The organism is Pseudonocardia parietis, from assembly GCF_017876315.1.
Classification (GTDB): domain Bacteria; phylum Actinomycetota; class Actinomycetes; order Mycobacteriales; family Pseudonocardiaceae; genus Pseudonocardia; species Pseudonocardia parietis.
This window is the reverse complement of sequence record NZ_JAGINU010000004.1, coordinates 1-14,670: the sequence shown is the minus strand read 5'-3', so window position 1 is coordinate 14,670 and position 14,670 is coordinate 1. Positions and strand designations below refer to the sequence as shown.

General features: G+C 69.1%; 12 protein-coding genes. 4 read left to right on the top strand and 8 right to left on the bottom strand.

What is annotated here, in order from left to right:
* The first annotated feature begins 293 nt into the window (after positions 1-293).
* Positions 294-2,147 (top strand): helix-turn-helix domain-containing protein, encoded by a 1,854-nt coding sequence (locus tag JOF36_RS36205; RefSeq protein WP_210036766.1) that lies wholly within the window; start codon positions 294-296, stop codon positions 2,145-2,147.
* A 643-nt stretch (positions 2,148-2,790) separates the two neighbouring features.
* On the opposite strand, the gene JOF36_RS36200 is transcribed toward JOF36_RS36205, so the two are convergent.
* From JOF36_RS36200 to JOF36_RS36185, 4 genes are all read right to left on the bottom strand, one after another.
* Entirely contained in the window at positions 2,791-3,756 is a 966-nt protein-coding gene (locus JOF36_RS36200) for a PDR/VanB family oxidoreductase (RefSeq protein ID WP_210036765.1), read from the bottom strand.
* A gap of 89 nt (positions 3,757-3,845) precedes the next feature.
* Positions 3,846-4,340: a Rieske (2Fe-2S) protein gene (locus JOF36_RS36195; protein ID WP_210036764.1), complete on the bottom strand. Its 495-nt coding sequence runs from the start codon at positions 4,338-4,340 to the stop codon at positions 3,846-3,848.
* Positions 4,341-4,344: 4 nt separating this feature from the next.
* On the bottom strand, positions 4,345-5,478 hold the full coding sequence (locus JOF36_RS36190) for an amidohydrolase family protein (protein ID WP_210036763.1): 1,134 nt from the start codon (positions 5,476-5,478) through the stop codon (positions 4,345-4,347).
* 14 nt (positions 5,479-5,492) lie between these two features.
* Positions 5,493-6,614, bottom strand: coding sequence for an amidohydrolase family protein (locus tag JOF36_RS36185; RefSeq protein ID WP_210036762.1), 1,122 nt, complete (start codon positions 6,612-6,614; stop codon positions 5,493-5,495).
* 287 nt (positions 6,615-6,901) lie between these two features.
* On the opposite strand from JOF36_RS36185, the gene ilvC reads away from it, so the two are divergent.
* Both ilvC and JOF36_RS36175 read left to right on the top strand, forming a co-directional pair.
* Positions 6,902-7,915, top strand: a complete 1,014-nt coding sequence (gene ilvC / locus JOF36_RS36180; RefSeq protein ID WP_210036761.1) for a ketol-acid reductoisomerase — start codon at positions 6,902-6,904, stop codon at positions 7,913-7,915.
* Between the two features lie 161 nt (positions 7,916-8,076).
* Complete coding sequence (locus JOF36_RS36175; protein ID WP_210036760.1) at positions 8,077-8,784, top strand: GntR family transcriptional regulator; 708 nt, start codon at positions 8,077-8,079, stop codon at positions 8,782-8,784.
* Between the two features lie 73 nt (positions 8,785-8,857).
* Here JOF36_RS36175 and JOF36_RS36170 read toward each other — a convergent pair whose 3' ends face one another.
* From JOF36_RS36170 to mmsB, 4 genes are read right to left on the bottom strand one after another with little or no spacing between them, the layout of a single operon-like run.
* Positions 8,858-10,066, bottom strand: a complete 1,209-nt coding sequence (locus JOF36_RS36170; RefSeq protein WP_210036759.1) for a CaiB/BaiF CoA transferase family protein — start codon at positions 10,064-10,066, stop codon at positions 8,858-8,860.
* A 1-nt stretch (position 10,067) separates the two neighbouring features.
* A complete protein-coding gene (locus JOF36_RS36165) occupies positions 10,068-10,928 on the bottom strand; it encodes an enoyl-CoA hydratase/isomerase family protein (protein ID WP_210036758.1) in 861 nt (286 codons plus the stop codon).
* A 9-nt stretch (positions 10,929-10,937) separates the two neighbouring features.
* A complete protein-coding gene (locus tag JOF36_RS36160; RefSeq protein ID WP_210036757.1) occupies positions 10,938-12,401 on the bottom strand; it encodes an aldehyde dehydrogenase family protein in 1,464 nt (487 codons plus the stop codon).
* Positions 12,402-12,436: 35 nt separating this feature from the next.
* Positions 12,437-13,330 carry a 3-hydroxyisobutyrate dehydrogenase gene (mmsB, locus tag JOF36_RS36155; protein ID WP_307862802.1) on the bottom strand — a complete coding sequence of 298 codons (894 nt, stop codon included), beginning with the start codon at positions 13,328-13,330 and terminating at the stop codon, positions 12,437-12,439.
* 93 nt (positions 13,331-13,423) lie between these two features.
* Between mmsB and JOF36_RS36150 the strand changes: the two genes are divergently transcribed.
* Positions 13,424-14,317, top strand: coding sequence for a LysR family transcriptional regulator (locus JOF36_RS36150; protein ID WP_210036755.1), 894 nt, complete (start codon positions 13,424-13,426; stop codon positions 14,315-14,317).
* The last annotated feature ends 353 nt before the right edge of the window (positions 14,318-14,670 follow it).

Here is a 14,670-nt window from a genome sequence, read left to right as displayed (position 1 = left end):
CCTTCGACGGTGACTGCCAGCTAGTGGGCCGCCTCGGACATCGACCTGGCTCAGAGTCGCATCGTGCGGCGGCCTACTCGGTCAGCGGTACGCCGACACGCCCCTCGCACCGACGTAGCTGCGATCAACATCGAAGTGATCATCCGTGTGTGCGGTCTTGTCGGTCATCATTGACCTCCTTCCCGGGACCATCCGGTCGGCACTGCAACTAATCAACCATGCCTCACCGGAGCGAACTAGGGAGAAGTTCTCCCTAGTTTCGTGAGTGCTGTGGTGAAGATAACCTGGAGTGCGTGACGTGGTTGCGACTGCTGGCCGACGACCGAGACGCCACTGAGCTCGAAGCTCTTCGTGCGGAGCGGCTCGCGGCGGGTGCCGACCCCGAGCTGACCGACGCTGAGGCGAGCTCGGCACTGCGCATTCATGCCCGGCTGAGGGAGCGCCGTCGGCACGCGATCGAGCTCGCCGCGCTCAACGAACTCGCCCGCCGCCTGGCCACCCTGCACGACCCGCAGGCGGTACTCGGCGAGGTGGCCGCCCAGGCGCGCCGGCTGCTGGGCGTCGACGTGGCCTACCTGATGTTGGCGCGGTCGGACGCGGTGCTCCGGATGGCGGTCGTGGACGGCTCGATCGGCGCGGCGCTGCGCGGGATCGAACTACCGCCGGGGCAGGGACTGGCCGGCACGGTGATGAGGACCGGGCGCCCGATCGGGACCGAGAACTTCTCGATCGACCACCGATTCCCGCATGTGCCGAACGTCGACGCTGCCGTCAGCTCTGAACACCTCGGAGGCATAATCGGTGTTCCGCTCTCCACCAGCGTGGGCACGATCGGCGTACTAGGCGCGGCCGACCGGCGACCACGGGAGTTCACCGCCCAGGAGATCGAACTGCTCGCGGCCTTGGGCTCGCACGCCGCTGTCGCGATCGGCAACGCACGGCTGTTCGAGGAGAACCGGCAGGCGTTAGCTGATCTGGAGCGTGCCAATGCGGCGCTGCGGCGGAGTGAGGAGGCGCGTCGCGAGATCGACGCACTGCGCGACCGATTGACGGCCACTGTGCTGCGGCGGGGCAGCGCGTCTGCCATCGCCGACGAGATGGAACGCGCGCTGGGAGCAGTGGTCTCCGTGTTCGACGCTGACGGCACGCGACTCACCGGCCGCGGGCTGCGCCTCGACGAGCTTCTGGACAATCTGTCCCTGGGCTCCGTGACGGGTCGCGTGCGCGGGCCTGCCGGGCCAGCCATCGTCGCTCCGGTGGGCTTACCGACCGGCTGGGCCGGCTGTCTGGTGGCGCACCATCCGACGCCAGGAGAGTTCGGCGAGGACGCCGAACGGGTACTTGCGCTTGGCGCGACCACCATGGCGCTGGTAATGGCCTCGGAGCAGACGGCGGCCGAGGCCGAGCTGCGCACCCGCGGGGAGGTCCTTGCCGCGCTGCTGTCCCCTGAGGCGGACGAGGCCGCGGTGCGGCGCCGGGCCCGGGCCGCCCACGTGGACGTCACTCGGGTCAGTGCCGTCGCCGTCCTGCTACCCAGCAGCGTCGAGGACGGCGACGATCCGCGGGGCGCCGCCGGTCATGGCGCGCGGACAGCCACCGAACTTCGCGGCTGGTCTGCCGAGCATGCCGGGGTGGTGGTGGTCCTGGTGCCGGACACGGTCCCGGAGCAGCTGCGCGACCGGCTCGCCAATGGACTCCCCACGGGCATCGCGGTGGGCGTCGCGGAGTGCTCCGGCGGCGTGACCGGCGTGCGCGATGCCCATGAAGCCGCCCGACATACCGCTGCGGTGCTCCATGCCCTCGAACGCACTGAGCGCCCGGCACTGTCGAATGAGTTGGGCATCTACCGGATCTTGCTCAGCCATTCAGGCCGTGGTGAGGGAGGCGCCTTCGTCCAGGCAACCATCGGCCCGCTGTTGACCCACGACCGACACCGAGGCCGTGAGCTCGTCGCCACATTGAAGACTTACCTCGACCACAGTGAGCACCACACTCGCACCTGCGAGGCCCTGCACGTGCATGCCAATACCCTGTACCGCCGTCTCGATCGGATCAGTGAGCTGCTCGGTCCGAGGTGGCGTGCCCCGGACCGGCTGCTCGAAATCCGGCTCGCTCTGCACCTGCACTCCTTGCTTGCCCGCCTGTAGCCCGCCTTGGCGGCCGAAGGTGCTCCGCGGACGCGACGCTGCCCGGAAGATCGTGTCGGTTGGGGGCCCGGAGGTCAGCGGTCCTCCTCAACGAGGAACGGCTCGACAGCGACGGCGACGGGACTCCGCGCCGGGTCGATCGTTCCGCCGTGAACCGCTCCGTGAGAGTCCCCTACGGGTACTTGGACAGAGGTGTCCGAGGTGCCGTCGAGGGACACCCCCGCCCGATCAGCGAGACGAGTTCGGCGCAGGGAGCAGGTAGCGTGCTCTCGAACCCGTCGCGGAGAAAGGTCGGGCCGACCAGGCTTCCGAGGCTCGCGCGCATCGTGGCTCGCTCCCAGCCGTGCCGGCGGCACAATTGTCGTGCGGTGGCATGGAGGTCCTGGCCCGGTAGGGCGCGGGCGCGGATGACGCGTCCACCGGCAGGTCGCTGTCCGTACTGCCGTGATGCGCGGTGAAGACTGGCATCCGGGTCTCGGGGTCCTCGGCATTGCGGCTGCAGACTGCGCCACGCTGACCAGGAACACCAAGCGCAGCGCTCGGAGCGGCCGTGCCAGACGTCGGCGACGTGATCCCTTGAGGCAGGTGTCGACGGCACGTGAAAACTGCCCCCGGCGTGGGGGCTGTTACTGGGGAGGCAACGTCAGAGATCGAGGACCAGGCGCGCCGAGCAGGACCGCGAACAGCACGGCATCATGACCTCGTTCGACTCCTTCTCCTGGGGGGTGAGGTAGGAGTCGCGGTGGTCGGGTTCTCCCTCGAGCACGACGGTCTCGCAGGTGCCGCAGGTCCCTTCCCGGCATGAGGTCGGAATGTGCACGCCGGCGGCCTCGATCGCCTCGGCGACCGTCTGGTCCGGTGCGACCATGATGCTGATGTCGGAGTAGTCGAGGACCACCTCGAACGCGGAGTTCTCCCCGTCGAGCGCGCCCTCCTTGGGGCGGAACCGCTCGAGATGCAGGGCGCCGTCGGGCCAGTTCGCGCAGCGTTCCTCGACCGCGTCGAGCAGCGCGCCCGGGCCGCAGCAGTAGATCTCCGTGCCGGGCGCGGGGGTGCCGAGCAGCCCGTCGAGGTCGAGCAACCCCCGAGTGTCCTGCGGCCAGATCGTGACGCGGTCGCCGTAGGCGGCGAGTTCGGAGCGGAACGCCATAGAGTCCTCGGCGCGTCCTCCGTAGACGAGCCGCCACGGTTTCCCGGCCGCCTCGCAGGCACCGATCATCGGCAGGATCGGGGTGATCCCGATGCCTCCGGCGATGAACACGTAGTCGTCGGCGTCGTCGAGAGAGAAATTGTTGCGCGGTCCCCGGCAGCGGACCTCGTCGCCGACAACGAGGTTGTCGTGCACGTGAGACGAGCCGCCGCGACTCTCGGGCTCGCGCAGCACCCCGATCCGCCAACTCCGCAGATCGGCGGGATCACCACAGAGCGAGTACTGCCGTTCGAGGTCGGGCCCGAGGACGAGGTCGACGTGGGCGCCGGGTTCCCAGGACGGCATCTTGTCGCCGACGGCCGGTTCCAGCCGCACGGATACGACGCCTGTCGCCGCCGGCGAGATCTCGGCGACGACCGCGCGTACCTCGGCGGCATCGTTGCGGGGGGTGTTCGACATGAGATCATCCGTTCGCGCACGTTCTGATCGACAGGGAGGCACCGCCGAGCCGGCGGATCGCGCCGGCCCGGCGAAAGCGGCCGGGTGGGTCAGGCCTGGCCGGTCGCCTGCGCGCGGGGCCCGCGCGAGGGCCGGCGCCGGCTGGTGTCGACGACGACGACGTCGCCGTCGACGGACACGGCGTAGCCCTCCATCACGTACGGCCCCTTCTGTACGCCGCCGTTGGGGTCGACGGTGTCCTCCGGGGACCCGGGGACGACTTCGACGTTGTACTTGCGGACCCGCGAGTTGCGTGGGTCGAAGAACGACTCGCCGGTGCGGATGTCGTATTCCCAGGCGTGCCACGGGCACCGCAGCGAGCGGTTCCGTTCGTAGGTGACCGGCTCGCCCGGGGCCTCGGACTCGGAGACTCCGAAGACGGTCCCGAAGCTGCAGAGTGCTGCGCCGGCGTGCGGGCACTGGTCGAGCAGGGCGTAGTACTCGCCGTCGACGTTGAAGACCCCGATCTTCCGGCCTTCGAGTTCGACGATCTTGCGCTCGCCCGGGCCGATGTCGGCGACGTTGGCGACTGCGTACTTGGTCATGACCTCACCCGTCCAGGCCGAAGAAGCGCAGACCGTTGTCACGCAGGATCTTCTGCTTCAGTTCCTCCGGGAAGACGGCCGGGAAGGCCGTCTCGGGGGAGTCGAAGTCGAAGTGTGGGTAGTCGGTGGCGAACACGACGTTGTCCGGACAGAACTCCTCGATCAGCTCGGCGAGATGGCGCGGGTTCTCCGGCTCGTCGATCGGCTGAGTGGAGGCCCAGATGTGGTCGCGGATGTACTCCGACGGCTTGCGCTGCAGGTCGGGGACCTCACTGCGCAGGTTGCGCCAGTGGTAGTCCAGTCGCTGGGCCAGCGGCGCGAAGTGCACCACGTTGCCCTCGACGAACATCACCTTGAGGTCCGGGAACCGGTCGAACGTCCCGGAGAGGATCAGGCTGAGCATCTGCGACTGCAGGCTCTGGGTGTGCCCGACGTGGTACTCGGTGTGATAGGAGGTCCAGCCGGTCCCGGTGTTGGCGTGCCCACCGCCCTGGGACAGGTGGAACTGGATGGGCAGGCCGTGGGCGACGGCGGCCTCGTAGATCGGCCAGTAGCGGCGGCTGCCGAGCGGCTCCAGGGTCTTGCTCAGACCCAGCACCGACACGACGCCGGGGTTCGAGCCGACCCGCTCGATCTCCTTGACGGCGAAGTCGGCGGCCTCGAAGGCGACCGGGGCCGAAGCGCGCAGGCGCGGCTCGGGGTAGACGAGGTGCTCGAGCTGCCAGTCGTTGATGGCGCGGGTGAGTGCGTCCGCGAGTCGCGGGTCCAGCGCCTGGCTGGCCGGGTTCAGTGTCTGGCCGCCCGGGGCCAGGCACTGCAGCACGCCGATCGTGATGCCGTACGGGTCGAGCAGCTGGGACCGGAGCAGCTCCAGCGAGGACCCCGGGTAGGCGCCGTCGTCGGGCCAGGCGTCGTTGCGCATGGCACCGCCGAACATCTGCGGGTACTCGGTGACCGTGGACAGGCCGGTCGTGGTGCGCACGCCGTACTCGGCGATGTGGGTGCGCCACCGCTCGGGCAGGTAGGAGGCGATCAGGCCTTCCTTCGGGACCGGGTGGATGTCGACGTCGAAGATCCCGGTGCCGAGCACCGGCGGGCCGACGGGAGCGTTCGCGGGAGCGTGGTCGATGACAGTCATGCTGGTGCCGCCTTTCACCCGCTGGCCGGGACGCTCAGGTGGTAGAGGTCCCAGGCGTTCTGCCGGTAGATGCGCTCGATCAGCTCGTCGTTCGACGTTCCGTTCGCGATCTGGTGCGGGCCGGTCGTGTGCCGGTGGGGGTAGTCACTGGAGTAGACGAGCATCTGGTCGCTGCCCATGCGGTCGACGATGCTGTCGAGTCCGCCGGCCTCCTCGGCTCCGTCCGACGGGGCGGTCGTGAACCGGAAGTGGTCACGGATCAGATCGGACGGCGCACGGTCGAGCCACGGGACGTCGTGCCGGTAGCTCTTCCAGAGCTTGTCGAACTTCCACACGAACGGCGGGAGCCAGTGGAACCCGACCTCGCTGACGACGACCCTGGTGTTCGGGAACTTCTGCAGGACGCCCTCGGAGACGATCGAGTTGATCTGGGCCTCGAGGTTGGACTGTTGGCCGACGTACCACTCCAGGTACGAGGTCGGCCAGCCGACCGAGGTCGGCGCCTGGCGGAACACGCCACCGAGGTGGAGGGTGACCGGCAGCCCGTTGCGCTCGGCGGCCTCCCAGATCGGCCAGTTGATCTGGCGCCCGTACAGGAGCTCGGACTGGCCGAGGAGTAGGACCTGCACGAACCGGTCGTCATCGGCTCGACGGTTGATCTCCTCGGCCGCCAGCTCGGGTGTGCCCTGAGGCACGACGATCGACGCGCGCAGCCGCGAGTCCTGGGCGAGCCATTCGTGGGCGATCCAGTCGTTGAGCGCTCTGGCGTGCGCCGCCTCGCGGCGGGGCTGGTGCATCTGCTGGACGGCGTAGAGGCAGTTGAGGATCGCGAAGTCGGTGCGTCCGTCTGCGAACACGTCGGCGACGAAGTCCTCGACCCGGGTGGCGGCGCGCCCGTCGGCGTCGGTCCGGGCGTCCGGGAGCTGGGCGATGTTCGACCCGCGCGGGTGGTAGTTGGGGTCGTAGTACGGCGCGAGCGCGCCGATCAGCTGGTCGCCCCAGTACTCGTCGAGGTAGGGGAGGAGTTCGCGTGCCGAAGGAAGGATCGGGTGCGTGTCGCAGTCGACCACGGCCGCTCGCGTACCGGCCGGTGGTTCGGCGAGCTCCTGTCTCGGGATAACGACGGTGTCAACCATGTTCGGGAACGGACCTTTCGAGTCTCGTGATGACCGTGGCTGGCGCCACGAGATGCTCGGGCGGCCTGCCTGGCCGCCCGCCGCCGCGATCTCCGCAGTGCGGACGGAGCATCGCTGTAGGCATGTGTGGATCCAGGATCAAGGATACCCGGAGAGGTGCAGTGCCTCAAGACACCGAAGAGAATCGGTGATCCTGTCTCCTGGATCCAGGAGACAGACTGGTGCTACGTTTCTCCGCGGCTTCGCGCCAAGGGAGCCGTTCAGACAGTTCGGAAGGAAGTGGACCGATGACCGCCACCGTCTACTACGACGACGACGCCGACCTGGGAGCGATCCAGAGTCGCAAGGTCGCCGTCATCGGGTACGGCAGTCAGGGGCACGCGCACGCGCTCTGCCTGCGCGACTCGGGCATCGACGTCCGCGTCGGCCTGCCCGAGGGATCGAAGTCGCGTGCGAAGGCCGAGGAGGAGGGCCTGCGGGTCGTCACCCCCGCAGAGGCCGCGGCCGAGGCGGACATCATCTCGGTGCAGGCGCCCGACACCGTCCAGCGATCGCTGTACGCCGATGAGATCGCGCCGAACCTGGGCCAGGGCAAGCTGCTGATCTTCAGCCACGGGTTCAACGTCCGGTACGGATACATCGAGGCCCCTGCCGGGGTGGATGTCGCGCTGGTCGCGCCGAAGGGGCCGGGGCACCTCGTTCGTCGTCAGTTCGTCGACGGGCACGGGGTGCCGTGCCTGGTCGCGGTCGATCAAGACGGCTCGGGCAACGCCATGCAGCTCGCTCTCGCCTATGCGAAGGGACTGGGCGGTACCCGGGCCGGGGTCATCGAGACCACGGTCGCCGAGGAGACCGAGACCGACCTCTTCGGGGAGCAGGCGGTTCTGTGCGGGGGTGCCTCGGCGCTGATCCAGGCGGGGTTCGACACCTTGGTCGAGGCCGGTTACCAGCCGGAGATCGCCTACTTCGAGGTCCTGCACGAGATGAAGCTGATCATCGACCTCGTCTATGAGGGCGGGATCGCCCGCCAGCGGTACTCGTGCAGCGACACGGCCGAATACGGCGACCTGACTCGTGGGCCGCGCATCGTGAACGGTGACACCCGTGCCGAGATGCGCCGGATCCTCACCGAGATCCAGGACGGCACGTTCGCCAAGGAGTGGATCGCCGAGGACGACAACGGACGTCCCAACTTCCTGCGGCTGCGTGCCGAGGGTAAGGAGCACGGCATCGAGCAGGTCGGCGCCCGGCTGCGCGACATGATGCCCTGGGTCGACCGGAAGATCACCGAGACGGCGTGAGTCGCTCGACGGTCCGGCCGGCGGTTCACCATCGCCTGCCGGACCGTTCGTGTGAGTAGCCGGCGCCCGCGGCCCACGAACGGTGGCGATGCAACCGCTGGCTTCAGGATCCACAAGCCTCGCTGCTAGTTTCGCTCTGCGAGCAACGGGAGGGTGTCACGATGACAACCGAGGACGCCGGATCGGCGAAGAGCTCTGCGCTGGAGCAGCTTCCGCCTCGCGACACGACCACGCTCGTACGGACGGTGCGGGATCGATTGCGTCTGGCGATCGCGCTCGAGGAGATTCCGTCCGGCAAGCTCAACCAGGTCCAGGTGGCCCGTCAGCTCGGCGTCAGCCGGATGCCGATCAGGGCTGCGATACCCGATCTGGTCGCGGAAGGCCTGCTCGAGAACGTGCCCGGCGGGGGAGTGGCGGTACGGCCGCTGACCGAGTCCGACGTGCGACAGGTGTACGAGGTACGCACCGCGCTGGAGTCGAGTGCGGTGCGCAATGTCGCCGAGCATGCGTCGGACGAGAGCCTCCGACGGATCCAGGCGATCGTGGACGAGCACGGAGCCGCGTTCGCCTCCTACGACGCCGGGCAGCTGCTGGCCGCGGACCGCGAGTTCCACATGGCGATCCTCTCGGCGACCCACAACCTGCACTTCCAGCGAGCGATCGTGCCGGTGTGGTCGATCGTGGAGCGTGCGATGGTCAGCGTCCTGCACTCGACCAACGTCTTCGACAGTGCATGGCGCGAGCACGAGGAGATCGCGCTGGCCCTGCGCGACCGGGAAGCGGACGCCGCGGAGGCGGCGGTGCGCCGGCACCTCGGAAAGGCGGCAGAGAAGCTCGTGATCTCGCTCGGCGGTTCTGCCGCGAGCTGACATCGGGTCGAGGCCGGTGCCGGCCGCGTTCCTGGCGGGGAACGTGGCCGGCACCGGTTGCGGCGGGCTCCGCTCAGCCGCCGGCCTTGCGCCACTGTGCGGCATGCCCGGCGACGACCATGAGATCCACCTCGTCCGCGCTGTAGCCGGCGCCGGTGAGGACCTCCTCGGTGTGCTCGCCGAGCATCGGAGCGGGCCGGTGCAACCACTCGGGATCGGGGTCGCCGATGTTCACCGACTGGCCGAGGACCTTCATCGTGCCGAGTGTCGAGTGGTCGACCTCGGCGACCATGTCCAGCCCGGCGGTGATGGGATGCTCAAGCGCCTCGGGGATCGTGAGGACGGGGCCGCACGGCACAGCGCCGGCGCCGACGATCTCGAGCCACTCCTCGGTGGTTCGGGTGGCCAGGACCTCCTCGATGAGCTTGCGCAGCTCGGTCCGGTTGTCCATCCGGTCGGCGTTGCTGGCGAAGCGGGAATCGTTCTCCCACTCCCGCGTCCCGAGGACCCCGCAGAGGCGCTGCCACATCTTCTCGTTGCCGCAGGCGAGGGTCATCGCGCCGTCACGGGTCTTGAAGGTGCCCTGCGGGAACATGATCGGGTGGTCGTTGCCGTCCTGGCCCGGAGTCACGCCCAGACTGAGGTACTTCTGGGCCTGGTAGGACAGCAGCGTCAGCATCGACTGCATCAGCGAGCCCTCGACGACGGTCCCGCGGCCGGTGCGCTCACGCTCGTAGAGCGCGGACAGCACACCCACGGCGCCGAACACGCCCGTCGCCGAGTCGGCGACCGCGATACCGACGCGCAGCGGACCGGTCTCCTCGGTACCGGTGACGCTCATCAACCCGGACATCGCCTGCGCGGTCTGGTCGAAGCCGGCCAGCTCCGACCCGGGTGCACGCTGACCGAACCCGCTGAGCGAGACGTAGACCAGGCGCGGGTTCAGCTCCCGCATCGCCTCCGGGCCGACGCCCATCTTCTCGACCGTGCCCGGCTTGAAGTTCTGGACGAACACGTCGGCCTCGGCGATCAGCCGCCGCAGCGCCGCGGCCCCCTCGTCGCTGCGCAGGTCGAGGGCCACGCTGCGCTTGTTCCGGTTCGAGGCCATGTAGTAGACGCTCTCGGCGTCCTGGAACGGGCCGGACTGACGGGCCGGGTCGCCCGTCGGCAGGGTCTCGACCTTGACGACGTCGGCGCCCATGTCGGCCAGCAGCATCGTCAGCGTCGGCCCCGACAGGTAGCGGGTGAGGTCGACGACGCGGATCCCGTCGAGTGCTCCCATGTCAGTCCTCTCCCTTCGTGCCGAACACCGGTGACCGGCGCTCGCTGAACGCGGCGACACCCTCGCGAAGATCCGCGCCGTCGTAGGCCTCGACGTGCAGCCGCGACAGCAGGTCGGCATCGATGTCGGTCAGCGGCCGGCCGGCCATGTCCGACACGAGTTTCGCGGCCCGGATCGTGACCGGGGCTTGCGCGCGGATGCGCTCGACGAACGCGATGACGGTGTCGGTCAGCTCGCCGGGTTCGGTGAGCCGCTGCACGAGACCGATCCGGTGCGCCTCGGCCGCGGGCACGATCTCGCCGCTGAACAGCAGGTACTTCAGCTCTGCCGGCCCGATCAACCGGGCCACCGCCGACGTCTCGGTGTAGCCGAGGGTCACGCCCAGCTTGCCGATCGGGATGCCGAAGCGTGCTGCTGTGGAGGCGATCCGGACGTCGCACGCCGCGGCGAGCTCGCAGCCGCCGCCGACCGCGAGCCCGTGGATCGAGGCGATCACGGGCGCCGGGACCGCGGAGACCGCGCGCAGGGCGCGGGCGATCGACTCGTTGTAGTCGGTCGCGGCGGCGGCACCCAGCCGGGTCTGCGGGAACTCCTTGATGTCGGCACCGGCCGCGAGGGCGTCGGGACCGGCTCCGCGGACGACGACGGCCCGCAGGCCAGCGTGTCCGCGGAGCTGCTCGAACACGGTGTGCAGACGTCGCCAGCTGGCCAGCGACAGGGCGTTGCGTGCCTCGGGCTTCGACAGCGTCACCACGGCGACGTCGTCGACGGTCTGCACGGCGACCCGGTCGACGACCAGGTCGGCGGTCGGGTCTGTCCGCAGGACCCGGCCCAGCTCGTCGGTGAAGGCACTGAGGGGCATCACAGTGCCTCAGCGCGAGGTGTCGACGGAGACGTGCTTGCGCTCGGTGAAGCTCTCCAGCATGCCCTCGAGGGAGAACTCACGACCGATGCCGCTCTGCTTGTACCCGCCGTAGGACTGGCCGAGTACCTGGCCGCCGCCCTGGTTGACCTGCACCCAGCCGGCGTCGATCGAGTGGGCGGTGCGCAGCGCCTTGCCGATGTCGTGGGTCCAGATGAAGGCGGACAGCCCGTAGTGGGTGTCGTTGGCCATCCGGACGACCTCGTCCTCGTCGTCCCACGGGATCACACACAGGACCGGCCCGAAGATCTCTTCTTGGGCGATCCGCCAGGAGTTCTCGATCCCGACGAATACGGTGGGCTCGATGTAGTAACCCTCCGAGAGCGGGCCCTCCGACGGCGGCCGCCCACCGATGGCGACCCGGGCGTCGCCGCGCTGCAGGCCCTCGTCGATGAAGCCGCAGACCCGGTCGAACTGCTTCTGGTTGACCACGGCACCCATGTCGGTGGCCTCGTCCAGCGGGTCGCCGACCTTCAGCTTCGCGAGGTGGGCGGTGACCTTCTCGACGAACGAGTCGACGATCGAGCGGTGCACGAACAACCGGGAGCCCGCGGTGCAGGACTGGCCCTGGCGGACGAACCGCATGCCGGTCACGACGCCCTGGGCGACCCAGTCCTCGTCGGCGTCCGGGAAGACGATCTGCGGGTTCTTGCCGCCGAGTTCCAGCGAGACCGGCACGATCCGCTCGGCGGCGGCAGACATGACGCGCTTGCCGACGGCGGTCGAGCCGGTGAAGGACAGCTTGCGGACCGCGGGGTGCGTGATGAGCGCCTCGCCGGCCTCGGTGCCGTAGCCGACGACGCAGTTCAGCACGCCGGCGGGCAGGAACTCGGCGCAGATCTTGACGATTTCGAGGACGGCCAGTGGGGCGTCCTCGGCGGCCTTGAGCACCAGCGTGTTGCCGGCGGCGAGTGCGGCCGCGATCTTCATCGACGCCAGCTGCACCGGGGCGTTCCACGGCACGATCGCGCCGACGACGCCGATCGGCTCACGGCGGGAGTAGTCGAGCACGTGCGCGTTGAGTGGGATCGTCTCGCCCTTGGTCTCGCTCGCGACGGAACCGAAGTAGCGGAAGACGTCGATCGCGTACTGGACCTCGCCGCGGGCCTGGGTCCGCAGGGCGTTGCCGTTCTCCTCGGCGATCTGGCGGGCAATCCTCTCCACGTGCGGCTCGATCGCGTCGGCGATCTGCTGCAGCAGGCGGCCGCGGGCCCGCGGCGCGGTGTCGCGCCAGCCCGGGAAGGCACGCCCGGCCGCGTCGACGGCGTCGGCGACATCCTTCTCGGCGCCGCGCGGGACACGGGCGATCACCTGCCGATTGCGTGGGCTGACGACGTCGATCCACTCGTCGTTGCGCGCGCCGACCCAGCTGCCGTCGACGTAGTTCAGGAAATCGGGAGTGCTCGTGCTCATGGAAATGTCCTCTTCCGGGTCGTTCTGGTCGGTGATCAGGAGCTGACGTCGACGGCCTTGATCACGGCGGACGAGTCGAGCCCGCCGTCGGTCGCGGCGAACTTGTCGACCGTCTCCCGTGCGCCGGCGCCGACGACGAGCTGGACCCCGACGCTCTCCGCAGCACTCGCAGCCAGACCGAGGTCCTTGGCCAGCAGGGCGGCGGCGAACTTGGGCGCGTAGCCGTTGTCGGCGGCCGAGCCCTCGACCAGCCCCGGGCGCGGGGTGAAGTTGTGCAGCGCCCAGCAGTTGCCCGACGAGGTGCTCAGGACATCGAACAGGTTCTGGTTCGACACACCCAGCTGCTCGGCGAGGACGAAGGCCTCGGAAACCGCGACGAGGCTCGCGCCCACCACCATCTGGTTGCAGGCCTTGACCGCCTGCCCCGCGCCGGCGTCCCCCACGTGGAAGAACTTCGACCCCATCACGTCGAGGACCGGCATGGCCGCGGCGAGCGCGTCCGCCGTGCCGCCGATCATGAAGGTGAGCGTGCCGTTGGTGGCTCCTGCGACGCCGCCCGAGACCGGGGCGTCGAGCACCTGCAGGCCGCGTTCGGTGGCCGCGGTGTGCAGGTCCCGGCTGGTCGCGACGTCGATCGAGGATGCGTCGACCACGAGACCGCCCGGCTTCAACCGGGTGAGCGGACCGTTCTCACCCAGCAGAACGGCGCGCACGTGCTCGCCCTTCGGCAGCATCGTCACCAGGACGTCGGCACCCTCGCCGGCCTCGTCGGCAGAGGAGACGATCGTGACGCCCGCCCGGGCTGCCTTGGTCGTCGCCTCCTCGCCGAGGTCGAATCCCTGCACGTCGTACCCGGCCTTGACCAGGTTCGCCGCCATGGGCCCGCCCATGTTGCCCAGGCCGACGAATCCGATGACGCTCATTGTCACGCTCCGTTCGTGTCGAGTTCGTAGTCACTATCGACGGGCAAATCAGCACACTCAAGACGAAGTTGAGCACGGTCGCTGTGCAAGAATGCACACGTGAATCTCGAAGACCTCCGCTACTTCCTCGAGCTGACCCGCTACGGGCGCCTCACCGTCGCGGCCGAGCGGATGGGAGTCGAGCACACGACGATCCGGCGGCGGATCAGCGCGTTGGAGAAGCAGCTGGGGCAGCGCCTGTTCGACAAGACGCCACGTGGCTGGACTCCGACGGCGGCAGGGCGGCGACTGTTGCCCTACGCCCAGCGGATCGAGGCGGAGGCCGATGCCGCGCGCGGCGCGGTGACCGACGACGGACACAGTCCGCGGGGGACGGTTCGGATCGTGGCGACCGACGGTTTCGGCGGCTCGGTGATCGCGCCAGGGCTCAGTCGACTCCGCCGGGTCCATCCCGGTATCCAGATCGAGCTGGTGACCAAGAGTCACCTGCTCGACTACGGGGTGGGGGAGTTCGACCTCGCCGTGACGATCCACCGGCCCGAGCGGCCCGGGTTCCGGATCGATCATCTTTGCGACTACGAACTGCGGATCTACGGCAGTCCCGACTACCTGGCCGGCCGGTCGCGCATCCGCGACCCCGACGACTTGGCCGACCATGACATGGTCTGGTTCGTCGCCTCGCTGCTCGATCTCCCCGAGCTGCAGAGCGCCGAGGACATCGCGGCCCGGGCGAACGTCGTTTTCCGGACCACGAACCTGTTCGCGCAGGTCGAGGCGGCCGCGGCGGGGGTTGGACTGGGGTTGGTGCCGTGCTTTCTCGCTGACGGTGACCGACGTCTGCGGCCGGTGCTGCACGACCGGATCGTCGCACGGCGGACGTTCTGGGTCATCACCCCGAACCGGCTGCTCAACACCGAACGGATCGCGATCGTGGCCGAGCACCTGGCCGAGACCGCCCGACTGGCCGCTGACCGGCTGATTCCGTCTTCGTAAGCATCCCGGGCGCGTGGGCCGTGGCGTGAGTACGTCGCGCTCCGTAGCTTGTGAGGCAGTTGACACTCCGGGAGAGCCCGGTTAACTTCAGCGCATCCTGGATCCAGAGTTCTGGATCACGATTCAACGGTTCTCGGACTGGAAAGGGTTCGCCGGAACACGTCCACGCTTATGCCGCCGACCCACCGCTACGTCGCCCGAGCCGGCCCTGCCTTTGCGGGCCGGACTGACCGAGCGTGCCGGGCGAGTTGGCGATCGGGCCTCGGTGACGCGCCCGTCGAGCGGCGTCCGAGACCTGACAGACGGTCCTGCCGACGACACGTCGACGCGATGTGTCGTGCCACCCCGGTACA

Coding starts and splice junctions, on each gene's coding strand:
- JOF36_RS36200 (WP_210036765.1), bottom strand. CDS start 3,756: ATGTCGAACACCCCCCGCAACGATGCCGCCGAGGTACGCGCGGTCGTC.
- JOF36_RS36195 (WP_210036764.1), bottom strand. CDS start 4,340: ATGACCAAGTACGCAGTCGCCAACGTCGCCGACATCGGCCCGGGCGAG.
- JOF36_RS36190 (WP_210036763.1), bottom strand. CDS start 5,478: ATGACTGTCATCGACCACGCTCCCGCGAACGCTCCCGTCGGCCCGCCG.
- JOF36_RS36185 (WP_210036762.1), bottom strand. CDS start 6,614: ATGGTTGACACCGTCGTTATCCCGAGACAGGAGCTCGCCGAACCACCG.
- ilvC (WP_210036761.1), top strand. CDS start 6,902: ATGACCGCCACCGTCTACTACGACGACGACGCCGACCTGGGAGCGATC.
- JOF36_RS36175 (WP_210036760.1), top strand. CDS start 8,077: ATGACAACCGAGGACGCCGGATCGGCGAAGAGCTCTGCGCTGGAGCAG.
- JOF36_RS36170 (WP_210036759.1), bottom strand. CDS start 10,066: ATGGGAGCACTCGACGGGATCCGCGTCGTCGACCTCACCCGCTACCTG.
- JOF36_RS36165 (WP_210036758.1), bottom strand. CDS start 10,928: ATGCCCCTCAGTGCCTTCACCGACGAGCTGGGCCGGGTCCTGCGGACA.
- JOF36_RS36160 (WP_210036757.1), bottom strand. CDS start 12,401: ATGAGCACGAGCACTCCCGATTTCCTGAACTACGTCGACGGCAGCTGG.